A 16,080-nucleotide genomic window follows, 5' to 3' on the forward strand; every position below is an offset into this window, starting at 1 on the left:
ATCGACGGGCAAATGACTTTCACGGGCGCCGTCGGCGCGATTTTCATGTTCCCGCTGAGCGCGATCATCCGGATCTGCGTCGTGCTGCGGATTCACCCCAACGTCCTGACCTTCATCGGGGTCTGCATCAACCTGGCGGCCGCGTGGGCGCTCGGCGTGGGCCGATTCGTGCTGGCGGGCTTCATCATGGTCGCGGCCAACCTGTTCGACTTCATCGACGGCAAGGTCGCGCACCAGACCGGCACGGCCAGTGCGTTCGGCGGCTTCTGGGATTCGGTCATGGACCGCTTCTCCGACCTGGCGCTGTTTCTCGGCCTCGTCTACCTCTACGCCTCGCTCCAGCGGGCCGACTACGTGCTGATCACCGCGCTGGCCATGACGTTCACCGTGCTCACCAGTTACGCCCGCGCCCGCGCCGAGTCGCTCATCGACAAGTGCAAGGTCGGGTTCATGGAGCGCCCCGAGCGGATCGTCCTGTTCATGATCGGCGCCTTCACCAACCGCATGGCTGCCGTCCTCTGGGTCATCCTCGTGCTGTCGGTGCTGACCGTGGCCGGCCGCATCTACCACACCTGGCGTGAACTCGAGGGGCGGGGGGTGACGGCATGAGCGCGCGCACGGCCCCGCTCGAGGAGCGCCTGCCGCTCCCGCTGCTGTTCTTCTGGCGCATCTTCTACTGGACCTACGAGCGCACGACGATCCCGTACGACCTGATGGTGATCGCCATCCTGGCGTTCGTGTGGCTCACTCCGCCCGACTGGCTCGGCGACCCGACCGCGCACGGGATGGGGTGGCTCGGCCGCCTGCTGGGCTGGTAGGACCGCGTCGCCACCGGGCCGCTTGCGTCCAGCGGCCCGCATCCGCTAGAAGGACTGCAGTGCCGCCGTCCTTCCTGTCCCACGTGCTGCTCCTCATGGGCGCGGGCTTCCTCGTGGCCAACGTCCGCATCCTGGTGGACGTCGCGCGCAACTTCCGCATGCGCTCCCGGGCGCTGCTGACGTGGCCGAGCCCCGTGCCGCGGTACTACGGCCTGTTCCTCGGCATGGCGGCGCTGCTCGGCGTGGTCCTGCTGGTCAAGCTGTTCTACCTGCGCTGGCCACCGACGGCGGTGTTCGGCGAAGCGATGATGCTCGTCTACTACGGCTATCTCGTGCCGCTGAGCATCCGCATCGGGCGCGGGTTCTACGAGGACGGCGTCTGGATGGACCAGGGCTTCCTGCCGTACCACAAGATCGGCGGGCTCCGGTGGCGCGAAGGCGAACCGCTGACGCTCCTGCTGGTCCCCCGCATGAAGCAGGTGGCCCGCAGCCTGGTCGTGCCGACGCAGTTCTACGGCGAGACCCGCCGGCTGCTCCGCGACAAGATCGCGCGCCACGACATCGACTTCTGGGGCAAGTCCCTCGACCTCGGCGCCCACGACGAGCGTGACGACGCCTAGGGGTGGCTCCGCCTCATGGCACAGGCTCCGCTCGCAATGCCGAATGCTGCCATGCCGAATGCCGAATACCTAAGGTTGAAGGTTGAAGGTTGAAGGGGGAAGGCTGAAGGCGAAGGACATGCCAGCATGCCGGCATTCGGCATCGCGGCATTCCCCCCCTACCCCGCCAGCGCAGGATCGAAGCACTTGCGGCAGCGCGCCTCGTACGAGTCCGTCGCGCCGACGAGCACCAGTTCGCGGCTCTTGACCAGTCGCTGGGTGTGATTGGCGGGCTCGCCGCAGACCATGCAGATGGCCAGGGTCTTGGTGATGTACTCGGCGACGGCCAGCAACTGCGGCATCGGCTCGAACGGGCGTCCCAGGTAGTCCTGGTCCAGACCGGCCACGATGACGCGCTTGCCGCGGTCGGCCAGCGTGCTGCACACCGCCGGCAGTTCGACGTCGAAGAACTGGCCTTCGTCGATCCCCACCACCTCGGTCTCGTCGGTCACGCCCTCGAGGATGTCGGCCGCCGTGCGGACCGCCAGCGACGGCAGGCGCATCTCGCTGTGCGAGGTGATGTGGGTCTCGGAGAACCGGTCATCGATGGCCGGCTTGAACACGAGCACCCGCCGCTTCGCGATCTGGGCCCGCCGCAGGCGGCGAATGAGCTCTTCGCTCTTGCCGCTGAACATGCTGCCGACGATGACCTCGATCCAGCCGGACGAGGGGATGGGACGCTGGGAGCTCTGGTCCATTCAGGGGAATGCCGCGATGCCGAATGCCGGGAATGCCGAACGCATCGACCGCTCCTGCGAAGGCCGAAGGCCGAATGACGAAGGCCGAAGCAGGCCGTCGGACAACGTCCGACGGCTACACTCTGGAGAGGTACTCGCCCGTCTCGGTGTTGACGCGCACCACGGTGCCGACTTCGACGAAGGCCGGCACGGTGACCACATGCCCGGTCTCGAGCGTGGCGGGCTTGGTCTGGGCGTTGGCCGTGGCGCCCTTGATGCCCGGGACGGTATCGGTGACCTTCAGGTCCACGGTCGGCGGCAGTTCGATGCCCACCGGGTTGCCCTCGTAGAACTCGACGTTGATCATCGACTCGGGCAGCAGGTAGTTCATGGAGTCGCCGAGCGCCTCCTCGGACAGGCCCGTCTGCTCGTAGGACGACGTGTCCATGAAGTAGAAGGTGTCGCCGTCCTTGTACAGGTACTGCATCTCGCGCTCGTCGAGGTGCGCCCGCTCCACCATGTCCTCCGAGCGGAAGCGATGCTCGAACATGATGCCGTCCTTGACCTTGCGCATCTTGGCGCGGACGAACCCCCGCAGGTTCCCCGGCGTGACGTGCTGGGTCTCGACGATCCGGCACAGATCGTTGTTGTGCTTGACGAGGTTGCCCTTGCGAAGCTTCGTGGCGGAGACGGTACTCATGACACTCCTGGCAGACCGGAGGAAGTACCCGGTCGAGTACGCAAACCGGAGGATGGTAGCACGCGCCGGTTTGCTACGATGAACCCATGCGCTGGGAATCCCTTCGCGAATACCGGACCCGGGCCGGGCAGTCCGATCGGCGGGGCGACTCGGGCTGGACACCCCCGGCCGACGTCAGCGAAACCGAGGACAGCTTCGTCGTCGTGGCCGAACTACCGGGCGTGCGTCGGGCCGATGTGGACGTCGCCGCGACCCACGACACCCTGACCATCCGTGGGCATCGGCCGGACCCGGGCTGCGAACCGGCGTGTTACGTGCGCCTCGAACGCGGGCATGGCCAGTTCGTCCGCCGCTTCACCTTCCCGGCGCCACTGGCCGTGGACGAGGTGCAGGCCGACTTCAAGGATGGCATTCTCACCGTGACCCTCCCGAAGGCGGCGTCGGCCCGCGGCCGACGCGTCGAGGTCAGCTAGTCGTGCGGCGCCTGCTCCTCCCGTTGGCCCTCGTGGTCGCGAGCTTCTTCGCGGGCATGGTCGTCACCGGCCGCTTCGGCCCGGCCGACCGCGCCACGGCGCAGGCGCCCGTCGTTCCCCCCCCGGCGCCCGCAGCGCCCAAGGCCACCGTCTCGGGCGGACCGCTGCCCGAACTGGCCGACGTCGCCGAACGCGTCATCCCGAGCGTGGTCAACATCTCGGCCGTCGGCTCGCGGCAGATGCGCCTGCCCTTCGGCTTCATCGACGAACAGCCGACACAGAGCGCCGGGTCCGGCGTCGTCATCCGCAAGGCCGGCAACGTCGGCTACGTCCTGACCAACGCCCACGTGATCGGAGAAGCCACACAGCTCAGCGTCGTGCTGTGGAATCGACGCGAGCGCCCGGCCGAGCTGGTCGGGATCGACCCATACGCCGACCTCGCCCTGCTGCGCGTCACCGACCCCAGCCTGCAGCCGATCACCTGGGGCGACAGTTCCCGCCTCCGCGTGGCCGAGTGGGTCATGGCGGTGGGCAACCCCTACCAGCTGGGCGAGACCGTGACGCTCGGCATCGTGTCGGCCCTCGGCCGTACCAACCCGCAGATCTCGGTCGTCGCCGACTACATCCAGACCGATGCCGCCATCAATCCCGGCAATTCCGGCGGCGCGCTGGTCAATCGCCGCGGCGAACTGATCGGCATCAACACCTGGATCTACAGCGAGAGCGGCGGCTATCAGGGCATCGGGTTCGCGGTGCCGAGCAACCTGGCCCGCGACGTCGCCGCCCAACTCGAGAAGTTCGGCAAGGTGCGCCGCGGCACCATCGCCGGCATCGTCCGCATCGCGCCGCTCAATCCCGGGCTGGCGCAGGATCTCGACGTCGCGTCCACCGACGGGGTCGTCGTCTACCGGATTCGCAATTCCGGTGATGCGTGGGATGCCGGCCTGCGTGCCGGCGACGTGATCGTCGGCTTCAATCGCGCCGAGATCACGGGCACCGAGGCCTTCGAACGGTCGATGCTGACCGCGCCGGTCGGATCGGTCGCCACCCTGCGCGTGCGTCGAGCCCGCCAGGAGTTCGACATCAAGGTGCCCATCACCGAAGCGCCGTTCCGCGGGCAGCGGTAAGCCTCAGGCTCAAGGGTCAGGGCTCGGGGCGGGCTCCGGGCTCACCGACCCAGCGCCGCGACGACGGCGCGCGCGGTCTCTTCCCCGGAGAAGTTCTGCTGCCCCGTGATCAGATTGCCGTCGCGGACGGCAAAGCCGCGCCACAGGCCGGCCTGCACGTAGTTGGCCCCAATCGCCTTCAGCCGGTCCTCGATGCGCCACGGCACCACGTGCCTGTCGCGCGCCGGCAGGCCGTAACTCCACACGGCGTTGTCGGCGAAGTCCTCCTCGACGTTGGCAAAGCCGGTGACCGTCTTGCCGGCGGCCAGGTACTCGCCGGACGACAGGCGGGCAAAGGCCAGGATGGCGGTGCCATGGCACAGCGCGGCGGCGATCTTGCCGGCTTCGTAGAAGCGGACGAACACCTGCTGCAACGTCGTCGCCTGCTCGAAGGTGAACATCGGCGCCTGCCCACCGGCAACGACGATGGCGTCGAAGTCTGCAGGGTCCAACTCGGAAACCGGACGTGTGTCGTCGATCAGCGACCGAAGGGCCGGGGTGTGGATGAAGCCCTGGGAGATGAGGTCGCTGCGGCTGTAGCCACTGGCGTCCCCGGGGTCGCTCATCGCGTCGGCGACGCACTGGCCGCCATCGGGACTGAAGACGGCGACCTCGTACCCGACCTCGGTGAAGACATGGTACGGATGCGTCAGCTCGGACCACCAGAACCCGACCGGCCAGCCGGTGGTGGTCGACACGGTGGCATTGGCGATGACGATGGCGACGCGCTTGCGGGCGCCCGGGCGCGTGACGTTCGGATCCTTCAGGCTCATGGGTCCTCCGTGATGGAAGATCCGACGGTAGCGTCACGCACGCTGCATGTGAAGTACGCACATTCCGGTGGGATACTTACCAGAAGGAGAGCATGGATGCCCGAGTTCGAGTTCGAGGGCCAGACGTTGCAGGGGATCTCCCACAAGATGCTGACCCAGCACCTGCGCGAACTGGAGCAGCACGGCCTGCTCACGCGCACGGTGCACCCGGTCGTGCCGCCGCACGTGGACTACGCGATCACGCCCCTGGGGCGGACGACGGTGCCGGCGATCGAGGCGTTGCGCACGTGGGGTGCGCTGTACCGTCGGCGTCGCGGCGGTGCCTGACACGCAGGATCTCGGCTATCGGGGCCGGCCAGACACCGCGGGGTGGCCGGCGAGGTAGGCCCGCCACGGGCGGTCCTGCCCGACGCGGATGCCGATGCGTGGACTCCACGCGATGGCAGCGGTCGGCCGCCGCGGCCTGCGCTCGAGGCGCAGCGCCCCTGTCGTGAGCGGCACGCGGTTCTGCTCGCCGGTGATGCCGAGCGCGCGCGTCAGGTTGCCCGGGCCGCGACAGAGGTCGTGGTCCTTGCCGGCCCACACGCCCTCGACGCCAGCGCGGCGCGGCGCACGCCGTGATCGCATCAGCGCCACCCCATCGACGGGCTCGAGGGCGCGGATCAGCACCGCGGCCGGAAAGCCATCGGCCTCGGTCACGGCATTCACCAGCCAGTGCACGCCGTAGTTGAAGTAGACGTAGGCCAGCCCCGGTGGTCCGTACAGGGGCTGGTTGCGAGCCGTCGGCCCAGGCGCGGCGTGACAGGCCGGGTCGTCCTCGCCGATGTAGGCCTCGACTTCGACAATGAGCCCGGCGGTCGTCCCGGTGGCCGTCTCGTGCACGAGCCGCATGCCGATGAGATCGCGGGCCACGACGAGGGTCGGCCTGGCGAAGAACGATGGCGTCAGTGAGGACGTGGCAGCCAGGGGCGGTGCCGGCCGGCTCGGAGAGCCGGCGCTACCCGGATGCGGCGTGCGCGTGAGGCGATGGGCGCAGGAGGCTTACGCCGACTTGCGAAGGCGAGCGATGGCGCGCTCGGCGGCGCGCACGACACGGAGATCCTTGTCGCCACGGGCGCGCTCGAGCAGGACCAGCGCGTCGTCGCCACCGATGAAGCCGAGCACGAGGGTCACGCGCTCGCGCGTGGCCGGGTCGTCGGAGGCCAGCGCCTGGTCGAGCCCGGGGACCGCCCGGGGACCGAGCTCGACGAGATAGGCCATCGCCTGCTCGTGAAAGGCGCCATGATCCAGCGCCTGCACCAGGAAACCCACGCCGCTGCCCCCCTGTGGGCCCGCCGTCACCGACGCGAACGCGCCGGCCAGCAGCACGTCCCGCTGCTTGTCCCCGGCCAGGGCCGTCGCCGCCTGCTGCGCGGCCTCGCGATTGCCGCTGCGCGCCAGTCCTTCCCCCGCCAGGCGACGGAGGTTGGCGGAGGACGAGGTGAGCTGCGACACGAACAACTGCTGCGACGAGGCGTGCGCGATTCGGGCGAGAGCGTCGATCGCGGCTTCGGCCCGTGGTCCCTTCCCGCCGAAGTAGTTGAACTGATCGGTCAGCGCCTGCAGCGATTGCCACGCCTTGATGTCGCCCAGCGCGCGCATGGCCGCCGTGGCCACCCGGGTGCTCCTGTCGTTGAGCGCCTCGACCAGCGCGTCGCCGGCGCTCGACACGCGGAGCCCCCCGATGACGCGCGCGGTGGCCTCGCGGATGTCCTCATCCTTGTCTTGCAGCAGGCGCGCCAGCGCGTCGGCCGCGTACCCGTCGAGCGGCGGCCGGGCCATCACGCCGAGGGCGTAGACCGACTCGATGCGCACGCGCGGGTTCGGGTCGAACATCGACTGCGCCAGGCCGTTGGTGAGTTCGACCGGCACCGGCTGGGGAATCAGGCCGTAGGGGCCGAGGTCGTAGATGCCCTGCGCGGCGCTGCGCGACCTGGTCTCGACGACGAGGCCCCTGCGGCGCTTGACGATGGTCGGCTTCTCGACATGGTAGAAGCTCAACAGGGTGTAGATCGTCTCCAGCTGGATGTCGTCGATGGGGTCGGTCAGCAGCTGACTGATCGGCGCGATGGCCTCCGGATAGGCCGTGGCCCCCAGGGACCGGAGTGCATCGCGTCGGGCATCCGCGTCGGGCGACTGCAACTGCGCCACGACCTGGTCGTAGGAGGCCCGAGGAGCGGCCGGCGCCGGCGCCTGGGCCAGCAGCGGAGCGGCGCCGCACAGCAGCGCCACGAACACATGCGCGGAGTGAATTCGCATCGGCACCCAGTGTACCTGCAGGTGGCGGACTTTGTCCGACCGCTACGTGCGCAGGCTCGCGCCGTCGAGGACGGCCTTGAGATGCTGGCCGGTGTGCGACGCCGCGACGGTGACAATCGTCTCGGGCGAACCGACGGCGACGACCTCGCCGCCGGCGTGGCCCCCCTCGGGTCCGAGGTCGATGACCCAGTCGGCCGTCTTGATCACGTCGAGGTTGTGCTCGATCACGAGCAGCGAGTGCCCGGCAGCGATCAGCTTGCGGAAGGCCGCGAGCAGCTTGGCGATGTCGTCGAAGTGCAGGCCGGTGGTGGGCTCGTCGAGGATGTAGAGCATCCGATCACCGCCCTGGGTCGACAGGTGGGCGGCGATCTTGATGCGCTGCGCCTCTCCCCCGGACAGGGTGGTGGCCGGCTGGCCGAGACGCAGATAGCCGAGACCGATCTCCTCGAGCACCAGCAGGCGGCGCAGCACCTTGGGCGAGCCGTTGAAGAACTGGATCGCCTCACGCACGGTGAGGTCGAGCACCTGATGGATGTTCTTGCCGCGGTACGTGACCTCGAGCACCTGCGGCCGGAAGCGGGTGCCTTCGCAGACGTCGCATGGCACGAAGACGTCGGCGAGGAACTGCATCTCGACGCGCACCTGCCCTTCGCCTTCACACGCATCGCACCGGCCGCCGGGGACGTTGAAGGAGAAGCTGCTCGCCGTCAGCCCGCGTGTTCGCGCGTCCTTGGTGGAGGCGAACAGTTCGCGGATCGGATCGAAGGCCTTGAGGTACGTCACCGGGTTGGACCGTGGCGTGCGCCCGATCGGCGCCTGGTCGACCAGGATGACGTCGGAGACCAGTTCGATGCCCTCGAGGCGGCGACACGCGCCCACGGCCTTGTCCCAATCGCCCTTGGCGCGCTTGATGCCGGCGTGAATCACGTCGTGCACGAGCGTCGACTTGCCCGACCCCGACACGCCGGTGACGACGGTGAACAGGCCGAGCGGGATCTCCACGTCGACGTTCTTCAGGTTGTGCTCGGAGGCGCCGAGCACGCGCAGCTTCTGCCCTGTCGGCTTGCGGCGCGTCGCCGGCACCGGAATGGCGAGGTCGTCGCGCAGGTACTTGCCCGTGAGCGACCGCGGGTCCTTGCGCAGGCCCTCGAGCGAGCCGGCATAGACCACCCGGCCGCCGAGTTCTCCGGCGCCGAGGCCCATGTCGATGATCTCGTCGGCGACGGCGATCATGTCGGCGTCGTGCTCGACGACCAGCACGGTGTTGCCCTGATCCCGCAGTTGCCGCAGGATGCCGATCAGGCGCAGGTTGTCCCGCGGGTGGAGGCCGATCGACGGCTCGTCGAGCACGTACAGCGTGCCGACCAGGGCCGAGCCCAGCGACGTCGCGAGACTGATGCGCTGCGACTCGCCGCCCGACAGCGTCGACGACAGGCGATCGAGCGTCAGGTACTCGAGGCCGACGTTGCTCAGGAACGTGAGGCGCTTGACGATCTCGTGCTGCAGCTTGTCGGCGATGGCGGCGTCGCGTTCCGACAGCGTCAGCCCCGCGAAGAAGTCGAGGGCCTCGCGCACGGTCATCGCGCCGACGCGATCGATGGTCAGGCCCTGCACCTGCACGTCGCGCGCCTCGCGGCGCAGGCGGGCGCCGCCGCAGTCGGGGCAGACCTGGTAGCCGCGGTAGCGACTCAGGAAGACGCGGACGTGCACCTTGTACTTCTTGCGCTCGAGCAGCGCGAAGAACCCGCGCACGCCCTCGTAGCTGCCATCGCCATCGACGACGAAGGCGCGCTCGGCGTCGGTGAGCTGCTCCCACGGCACGTCGAGGCGGACCTTGCCCTCGCGCCCCTGCCGCTTCAGGTGCGTCTGGTAGCCGCGATACTGCGGCTTGGTCCACGGATCGATGGCGCCCTGCGCCAGCGTCTTGGTCGGCGCCGGCACGACGAGCCCGAGGTCGAGCTCCATGACGTTGCCGAACCCGTGGCAGACCGGGCAGGCGCCGAACGGGTTGTTGAACGAGAAGAGGCGCGGCTGGGGCACCTCGTACGGGATGCCGCACGAGCGACACTCGAACCGCTCGGAGAAGACGTGGCGGACGGGGCCTTCGAGATCGATCGCGAAGGCGGCCCCACCGCCCTCCTGATAGGCGACCTCGAGCGAGTCGGTGAGACGCGCGAGCAGGTCCGGGCCGACCTTGATGCGATCGACCACCACCTCCAGCGTCGTCCGCCCTTCGAGCGCCGTCATCGGGACGTCGGCGAGGTTGGTCATCTCGCCGTCGAGGAGCACGCGCGTGAAGCCGCGACGTCGCAGCGTCTCGAGCGTGGCCTCGAGTGACAGGCGGGCGTCCTTCTTCGTCGTCCGCCCGGCGCCGCCGGCCTCGTCCTCGTCGTCGCCCCGGCGTTCTTCGTCGGCGGCGACATGCATGCTGACGACGGGCATCTCGAAGCCGAGCAGCAGACGGGTGCCCTCCGGGAGGGCGGCCAGCCGCTGGGCCACCACCTCGGCGGACTCACGCACGACCTCGCGGCCGCACTGGCGGCAGTACGTCCGCCCGACCCGCGCGAAGAGCAGGCGCAGGTAGTCGTGGATCTCGGTGGTAGTGCCGACGGTGCTCCGCGGGTTGCGAATGCTGTTCTTCTGGCGGATGGCAATCGCCGGCGAGATGCCCTGGATCGAGTCGACGTCCGGGCGCTCCATCCGCTCGAGGAACTGCCGGGCGTACGCGGAGAGCGACTCGACGTAGCGGCGCTGCCCTTCGGCGTAGATCGTGTCGAACGCCAGCGACGACTTGCCCGACCCCGAGACGCCCGTGATGACGATCAGCTTGCGTGCCGGCAGGGTGACGTCGACCTGCTTGAGGTTGTGGGTGCGGGCGCCCTTGACCACGATGTCGCGGATCGGCGAGGTCGGTGAGGTGGACATCAACTTCTGAGCATACCCCGCCTCCCCGCGGGGGCGGAGATGGGAGGGATGCCTCGCCGAGGCGTCCGGGCCCAACCCCGTGTGCTAGAGTCGCGCGCAATGAGAATCTCGGTTCATCCAGACGCGACGGCGCTCGGCGTCGCCGCCGCCGCGGAAGTCGCCCACTCCATCGCCGAGGCCGTCCAGGCTCGTGGTCGCGCCCGCGTCATCGTCGCGACCGGCGCCTCGCAGTTCACCTTCCTGGAGGCCCTCGTGGCGCGCACCGACGTGCCGTGGGCGCAGGTGGATGCGTTCCACCTCGACGAATACGTCGGCCTGCCGCTCAGCCACAAGGCCAGCTTCCGCAAGTACCTGCAGGAGCGCCTGTTCAGCCGGGTGCCGATCGGGTCGGCCCTGCTGCTCGATGGCGAGGGGGACCCGGCCACCGTCCTGGCGGCGGCGGGTGCCGCCATCAGCGCGGCGCCGATCGACGTCTGCTGCTGCGGCATCGGCGAGAACGGTCACCTGGCGTTCAACGACCCGCCGGCCGACTTCGAGACCGAGTCACCGTACCTGGTGGTCACCCTCGACGAGGCGTGCCGCCGGCAGCAGGTCGGGGAAGGCTGGTTCGGCAGTCTGGACGAGGTGCCGACGCAGGCGCTGAGCATGTCGGTGCGGCAGATCCTCAAGACGCGCCACATCTTCTGCATGGTGCCCGACGAGCGGAAGTCCGCCGCGGTGCAGGCCGCCCTCGAGGGGCCCGTGACTCCCGAGGTGCCTGCGTCGATCCTGCAGACGCACGCCAGCCTGCGGCTCTTCCTCGATCCGGCCTCCGCGTCGCGCCTGCAGCCGGGCACGACCGCAGCGCACAGCTAGCCCGTGACGCCCGCTCCGGCCGACTCGCGCAAGATCCCGCACCTGCGGTGGTACATCGCTGTCCTGCTGTGCCTCGCGTCGGAGCTGAACTATCTCGATCGCCAGGCCCTGTCGGTCCTGGCGACGCAGATCCAGAAGGACGTCGGCTTCACGGACGCGCAGTACGGCCAGATCACGTCGGCGTTCCTGATGAGCTACTCGATCATGTATCTCGTCAGCGGCCGCATCCTCGACGTGATCGGGACCCGGCGCGGCTACCTGTACTTCGTGGCGGCCTGGTCGGTGGCGGCGATGAGCCACGCGTTCGCGCGCACGCCGTTCCACTTCCAGTTGGCGCGCTTCGCGCTCGGCGCCTCGGAGGCGGCGGTCATCCCGGGCGGCGTCAAGGCCGCAACCGAATGGTTCCCGGTACGCGAGCGCGCCCTGGCGGTCGGCATCTTCAATGCCGGCACCGCGCTCGGGTCGACGCTGGCCGTCCCGCTCATCGGCGCCATCAGTCTCTACTTCGGCTGGCGTGCCGCCTTCATCTTCTCCGGCGCCCTCGGCCTGCTGTGGCTGCCACTCTGGTGGTGGCTCTATCACAAGCCGGAAGACCATCGGCACATCACCGCCGAGGAACGCGCCCTCATCACGGCCGATCGCACCCTGAGCGAGTCGCAGCCACCGCCGCCGATGCGCGTCCTCATGCGCATGAAGGAGACGTGGGGCTGCGTGGCCGCCCGCGTCCTGACCGATCCGATCTCGTATCTGCTGAACTTCTGGGTGCTGAAGTACCTGGAAGACACCTTCGCGATCCCGCGCACGACGTTGCTGGCCGTAGGCTGGCTGCCCTACGCGGCCCTGGCCACCGGCAACATCGCCTCGGGCGTCATCCCCCGCTACCTCGTCACGTCGATCGGCATGACGGTGAATCGGGCGCGCAAGCTGACGACGTTCACCGTGTCGGCCACGGCGCTGGTGCTGTTCCTCGCCCTGGCCCGCATCGACTCGATCGCGCCGTACGCAGCCACCATCGGCCTCGACATCACCACGCTCGCGCTCATCTGCGTCACGCTGGCCATGTTCTGCCACGGCGCGTGGGGCAACGTGATCCTGCCGGCCGAAGTGTTCCCGGCACGGGCCGTCGGCTCGGTCACGGGCCTCGGCGGCCTGCTCGGCAGCGTCGCCGGCGTCATCACGCAGCGCATGATCGGTCATGTCGTCGAGGGGGCGGGCTATGCGCCTGTGTTCCTCGCCTGCGCGTCGGCCTACCTGGTCGCCTTCTTCCTCGTCGTCGTGCTCGTCGGTGAGCTCGGACGCATTCGCGAGATCCCCAATGCGTGAGCATCGCGGCCCCGCATTCGTCGATCTGCAGGTCAACGGCTTCGCCGGCGTCGACTACAACGCGGATGTCTCGTCGGAGCAGATCGCGGTGTCGTTCGCCGCGATGGAGGCCACGGGTGTCGGCCTCTGCCTGCCGACCATCATCACGTCGACGTTCGAGCACTTCCGCGACTGCGCGCGACGGGTCCTGGCCACCGGGCACCCCATCATCGCGGGCCTGCACATGGAAGGGCCGTACATCTCGCCGCAGGATGGCTTCCGCGGTGCGCATCCGCTGTCCTGCGTCGTCGATGCCTCGATGGACGACTTCCGGCGCCGCCAGGACGCGGCAGACGGCCAAATCCGCCTGCTGACGCTGGCGGCCGAGGTGCCCGGCGCGCTGACGGTCATCGAAGGCGCCGTGGCGATGGGCGTCCGCGTCGCCCTCGCCCATTCGAATGCGACGACGGCCCAGATCGCCGATGCGGTCAGCGCGGGCGCCACCATGTCGACGCACCTCGGCAACGGGTGCCCGGCGGTGCTCCCCCGCCACCCCAACGTGATCTGGGACCAGCTGGCGACCGACCAGTTGTGGGCGTCGCTGATCGTGGACGGCCACCATCTCCCTCCGGCGACGGTGAAAGTCATGATTCGCGCCAAGGGGCCGGAGCGCTGCCTGCTGGTGACCGACGCGATCATGGCGGCCGGCGCCGCGCCCGGGCGCTACCGCCTGGGCGAACTCGAGGTCGTGGCCGACCCGTCGGGCCGCGTCGCCGTACCTGGCTCGCTCACCCTGGCCGGCTCGTCGCTGACCATGCCGCAGGCCGTAGGCCTGGCGTCGCTGTGGGTATCGCTAGATATGGGGGTGGCGTGGGGCATGGCCTCTACCCAGCCAGCCCACTACCTGGGACTTCCCACGAGAGGCGAGGCGACCGTCCGCTGGTCGAACGACGGCGCGACCGTCGAACAGGTCGCATTCAGCCCAGAAAGTCATCAGGACGGCGGATAAAACCACTTGTGTCGGCCGGGGGTTCCGCACACCATGATGAAAAACGCCACTCCGACCGATAGACAGGTGAGGGTGGGCGTGACCTTGGAACCCGAGTGCAGACGAAACGAACACAGCGCTGGCTGACGCTCTACGTGGGCAGCGTCATCCTGGCAGGGCTTGCCCTGCTGGTATGGGCCTTGCCCAGCCTGCAGGGACGGTCGCTGCCGTTCGTGGGGCTCCTCGTGTTGGCGGCCGCGTTGTCGGCGCTCAAGATCCACGTCCCGCTCGCCCGCGGCTGGGCGACGATGTCGACCAGCTTCGCGGCCTTGTTCGTGGCGATGCTGATGATGGACGTCGGCCCCGCCCTGGTCATCGCCGCGGTCTCCGGCTGGGTGCAGTCGGCCTTTCACAGCAAGACCCGGTCGCCGCTCTGGCGTCACCTGTTCAACAGCATGATGCTGGTGCTGTCGGTGGGGACGGCCGGCCTCACCTTCGTCCTGCTCGGCGGCAGCCTGGGCAGCATCGATACGGCGCCGGCCATCGGCCCCCTGATCGGCGCCACTGCCGCCTACTTCCTCACGAACTCGCTGATCGTCTCGACCGCGATCGCGACGTCCACCGGGCAGGCGCTCTGGCGCTGCTGGCACGACAACTTCCTGTGGACCGCGCCCGGATACTTCCTGACGGCCGCCGTCGTGTTCCTGGCCACGCTCGTCGCCGAGTACGAGGCGTGGAACGTCGCGCTCTTCGTCCTGATTCCGGTCGCGTTCATCTACCACTCCTACAAGGTCTACTTCGGGCGTCTGCACGACGAGCAGAAGCGCGTCCAGGCGATGGCCGACCTGCACGCCAGCGCGCGCGAGGACCTCGCCGCCGAGAAGGAACGCCTCGCCGTCACGCTGCGCAGCATCGGGGACGGCGTCATCACCACCGACCTGCAGGGGCGCGTGACGATGCTCAACGTCGTCGCCGAGCAGTTGACCGGCCGCACCCAGGACAAGGCCATCGGCAAGGCCATCGACGACGTCCTGTGCCTCTGGGATCCGGAGGGCGCGACCGTGCAGGAAGTGCCGGTGGCACGCATCCTCGAGTCGGGCCGCATGCCCGAGGCCGAGACCAACGCCTCGCTCATCGCCCCTGACGGGGCCCGGTTGTCGGTCAACCTCACTGGCGCGCCGATGTCGGATGGCGACGGCCAGAAGATGGGCGTCGTGCTGGTGGTGCGCGACATCACCGAGAGCGTCCGCCTGACGCAGGAACGGGTGCGGGCCAGCAAGCTGGAGTCGCTCGGCGTCCTGGCGGGCGGCATCGCGCACGACTTCAACAACGTCCTCACCGCCGTGGTCGGCAACATCGCCCTGGCGCGCAGCGACGAAACGCTCTCGCGCGAGACGGCGACGTGGCTCGAGGAAGCCGAGCGCGCCTGCCTCCGCGCGCGCACGCTCACCCATCAGTTGCTGACCTTCTCGCGAGGCGGCGACCCGGTGAAGCGTCCGATGCACATCGGCCCGCTCGTGGACGCCACGGTCCGTTTCGCCGTGAGCGGCTCCAACGTCCGATACAGCGTGGATGTGGCGCCGGAGCTGTGGGCCGTCGAGGCCGACGAGGGCCAACTCGAGCAGGTCGTGCACAACATCGTGCTCAATGCCAAGCAGGCGATGCCGCGCGGTGGGCAGGTGCACGTCTCGTGCAGCAACACGCGGCTGTCGCCCGGCCCGGACATGCCGGGGGCGTCGCGGCAGTTCGTCCGCATCAGCATCAAGGACCAGGGCGTCGGCATTCCGGCCGAGCATCTCGAACGGATCTTCGACCCGTACTTCACGACCAAGCCGTCGGGGACCGGGCTCGGCCTGGCGGTGTCGCACGCGGTGATCAAGAACCACGGCGGCCTGCTGCAAGCCGAATCGACGGTAGGCAGCGGCACCGTCTTCCACATCCTGCTGCCGCGATCGACCAAGCGGGTGGCGCCGGTGGCCTCCCCACCGACGCTTGCCATCCCGCACGGCAAGGGACGCATCCTGGTGATGGACGACGACCGGTCGATCGCCACGGTGACCGCGTCGATGCTGCGGTCGCTCGGCTACACGCCCGACATCGTGTCCGACGGCGAGATGGCCGTCGAACGCTACCTGCATGCGATGGATCTGGGCGACCCCTACGAGGCGCTCGTGATGGACCTGACGGTGCCCGGGGGCATGGGCGGCGCCGAGGCGCTGGCGCAGTTGCGCGAGTACGACCCCCGCGTGTGTGCCGTGGTGATGAGCGGCTACGCCGACACCGGCCTGCTGGCCGAGTACCAGACCGTGGGGTTCGGCGGCCGCCTGGCCAAGCCGTTCTCCCTGCGCGACCTGGCGGTCACGCTGCACGACCTGCTCGCCGACGCCCGTCGGCGTGTGCCGCACCTCTGACATGCGCAGCGCTTGCGGCGGACCGTCGACCTGAC

General features: G+C 69.1%; 15 protein-coding genes and 1 pseudogene. 10 read left to right on the plus strand and 6 right to left on the minus strand.

Features of this window, described 5'->3' with window-relative positions; genetic code table 11:
* Window positions 1-12: 12 nt before the first annotated feature.
* Genes Q0C41_RS02440 through Q0C41_RS02450 form a run of 3 tightly spaced genes read left to right on the plus strand, consistent with a single transcriptional unit; the run spans window position 13 to window position 1,438 of the window.
* A complete protein-coding gene (locus Q0C41_RS02440) occupies window positions 13-609 on the plus strand; it encodes a CDP-alcohol phosphatidyltransferase family protein (RefSeq protein WP_291980858.1) in 597 nt (198 codons plus the stop codon).
* A complete protein-coding gene (locus Q0C41_RS02445; protein ID WP_291980859.1) occupies window positions 606-818 on the plus strand; it encodes a hypothetical protein in 213 nt (70 codons plus the stop codon). The genes Q0C41_RS02440 and Q0C41_RS02445 overlap by 4 nt, the downstream gene beginning before the upstream one ends.
* A 59-nt stretch (window positions 819-877) precedes the next feature.
* Window positions 878-1,438, plus strand: a complete 561-nt coding sequence (locus Q0C41_RS02450; RefSeq protein WP_291980860.1) for a hypothetical protein — start codon at window positions 878-880, stop codon at window positions 1,436-1,438.
* A 158-nt stretch (window positions 1,439-1,596) separates the two neighbouring features.
* Here the strand turns inward: Q0C41_RS02450 and Q0C41_RS02455 are convergent, their stop codons facing one another.
* On the minus strand, window positions 1,597-2,175 hold the full coding sequence (locus Q0C41_RS02455) for a thymidine kinase (RefSeq protein ID WP_291980861.1): 579 nt from the start codon (window positions 2,173-2,175) through the stop codon (window positions 1,597-1,599).
* A gap of 115 nt (window positions 2,176-2,290) precedes the next feature.
* The gene (gene efp, locus Q0C41_RS02460; protein ID WP_291980862.1) at window positions 2,291-2,854 is read right to left on the minus strand and encodes an elongation factor P; all 564 of its coding nucleotides are present in this window, start codon (window positions 2,852-2,854) and stop codon (window positions 2,291-2,293) included.
* An 86-nt stretch (window positions 2,855-2,940) separates the two neighbouring features.
* On the opposite strand from efp, the gene Q0C41_RS02465 reads away from it, so the two are divergent.
* Both Q0C41_RS02465 and Q0C41_RS02470 read left to right on the plus strand, forming a co-directional pair.
* Entirely contained in the window at window positions 2,941-3,327 is a 387-nt protein-coding gene (locus tag Q0C41_RS02465; RefSeq protein WP_291980863.1) for an Hsp20/alpha crystallin family protein, read from the plus strand.
* A gap of 2 nt (window positions 3,328-3,329) precedes the next feature.
* The gene (locus tag Q0C41_RS02470; protein ID WP_291980864.1) at window positions 3,330-4,454 is read left to right on the plus strand and encodes a trypsin-like peptidase domain-containing protein; all 1,125 of its coding nucleotides are present in this window, start codon (window positions 3,330-3,332) and stop codon (window positions 4,452-4,454) included.
* A 41-nt stretch (window positions 4,455-4,495) separates the two neighbouring features.
* Here Q0C41_RS02470 and Q0C41_RS02475 read toward each other — a convergent pair whose 3' ends face one another.
* A complete protein-coding gene (locus Q0C41_RS02475; RefSeq protein ID WP_291980865.1) occupies window positions 4,496-5,266 on the minus strand; it encodes a type 1 glutamine amidotransferase domain-containing protein in 771 nt (256 codons plus the stop codon).
* Between the two features lie 135 nt (window positions 5,267-5,401).
* Between Q0C41_RS02475 and Q0C41_RS02480 the strand changes: the two are divergent.
* Window positions 5,402-5,593: pseudogene (locus Q0C41_RS02480) on the plus strand (helix-turn-helix domain-containing protein); the annotation flags it as partial.
* 15 nt (window positions 5,594-5,608) lie between these two features.
* On the opposite strand, the gene Q0C41_RS02485 reads toward Q0C41_RS02480, so the two are convergent.
* The 3 genes from Q0C41_RS02485 to uvrA form a co-directional block, all read right to left on the minus strand.
* Window positions 5,609-6,232, minus strand: coding sequence for a DNA-3-methyladenine glycosylase (locus Q0C41_RS02485; RefSeq protein WP_367079090.1), 624 nt, complete (start codon window positions 6,230-6,232; stop codon window positions 5,609-5,611).
* 75 nt (window positions 6,233-6,307) lie between these two features.
* On the minus strand, window positions 6,308-7,564 hold the full coding sequence (locus Q0C41_RS02490) for a HEAT repeat domain-containing protein (RefSeq protein ID WP_291980867.1): 1,257 nt from the start codon (window positions 7,562-7,564) through the stop codon (window positions 6,308-6,310).
* Window positions 7,565-7,606: 42 nt separating this feature from the next.
* The gene (uvrA, locus tag Q0C41_RS02495) at window positions 7,607-10,489 is read right to left on the minus strand and encodes an excinuclease ABC subunit UvrA (protein ID WP_291980868.1); all 2,883 of its coding nucleotides are present in this window, start codon (window positions 10,487-10,489) and stop codon (window positions 7,607-7,609) included.
* 99 nt (window positions 10,490-10,588) lie between these two features.
* Between uvrA and Q0C41_RS02500 the strand changes: the two genes are divergently transcribed.
* From Q0C41_RS02500 to Q0C41_RS02515, 4 genes are all read left to right on the plus strand, one after another.
* On the plus strand, window positions 10,589-11,344 hold the full coding sequence (locus Q0C41_RS02500) for a glucosamine-6-phosphate deaminase (RefSeq protein ID WP_291980869.1): 756 nt from the start codon (window positions 10,589-10,591) through the stop codon (window positions 11,342-11,344).
* 3 nt (window positions 11,345-11,347) lie between these two features.
* Window positions 11,348-12,667 (plus strand): MFS transporter, encoded by a 1,320-nt coding sequence (locus Q0C41_RS02505; RefSeq protein WP_291980870.1) that lies wholly within the window; start codon window positions 11,348-11,350, stop codon window positions 12,665-12,667.
* On the plus strand, window positions 12,660-13,655 hold the full coding sequence (locus Q0C41_RS02510; protein ID WP_291980871.1) for a hypothetical protein: 996 nt from the start codon (window positions 12,660-12,662) through the stop codon (window positions 13,653-13,655). Before Q0C41_RS02505 ends, Q0C41_RS02510 begins: the two co-directional genes overlap by 8 nt.
* 95 nt (window positions 13,656-13,750) lie before the next feature.
* Window positions 13,751-16,045, plus strand: coding sequence for an ATP-binding protein (locus Q0C41_RS02515; protein WP_291980872.1), 2,295 nt, complete (start codon window positions 13,751-13,753; stop codon window positions 16,043-16,045).
* Window positions 16,046-16,080: the final 35 nt, after the last annotated feature.

The organism is Luteitalea sp. (genome assembly GCF_022842525.1).
Lineage (GTDB): Bacteria > Acidobacteriota > Vicinamibacteria > Vicinamibacterales > Vicinamibacteraceae > Luteitalea.

Bases quoted from the DNA above. Each gene is read 5' to 3' on its own strand.
- Q0C41_RS02440 (WP_291980858.1), top strand. From the start codon at position 13: ATGACTTTCACGGGCGCCGTCGGCGCGATTTTCATGTTCCCGCTGAGC.
- Q0C41_RS02445 (WP_291980859.1), top strand. From the start codon at position 606: ATGAGCGCGCGCACGGCCCCGCTCGAGGAGCGCCTGCCGCTCCCGCTG.
- Q0C41_RS02455 (WP_291980861.1), bottom strand. From the start codon at position 2,175: ATGGACCAGAGCTCCCAGCGTCCCATCCCCTCGTCCGGCTGGATCGAG.
- efp (WP_291980862.1), bottom strand. From the start codon at position 2,854: ATGAGTACCGTCTCCGCCACGAAGCTTCGCAAGGGCAACCTCGTCAAG.
- Q0C41_RS02465 (WP_291980863.1), top strand. From the start codon at position 2,941: ATGCGCTGGGAATCCCTTCGCGAATACCGGACCCGGGCCGGGCAGTCC.
- Q0C41_RS02475 (WP_291980865.1), bottom strand. From the start codon at position 5,266: ATGAGCCTGAAGGATCCGAACGTCACGCGCCCGGGCGCCCGCAAGCGC.
- Q0C41_RS02490 (WP_291980867.1), bottom strand. From the start codon at position 7,564: ATGCGAATTCACTCCGCGCATGTGTTCGTGGCGCTGCTGTGCGGCGCC.
- uvrA (WP_291980868.1), bottom strand. From the start codon at position 10,489: ATGTCCACCTCACCGACCTCGCCGATCCGCGACATCGTGGTCAAGGGC.
- Q0C41_RS02500 (WP_291980869.1), top strand. From the start codon at position 10,589: ATGAGAATCTCGGTTCATCCAGACGCGACGGCGCTCGGCGTCGCCGCC.
- Q0C41_RS02510 (WP_291980871.1), top strand. From the start codon at position 12,660: ATGCGTGAGCATCGCGGCCCCGCATTCGTCGATCTGCAGGTCAACGGC.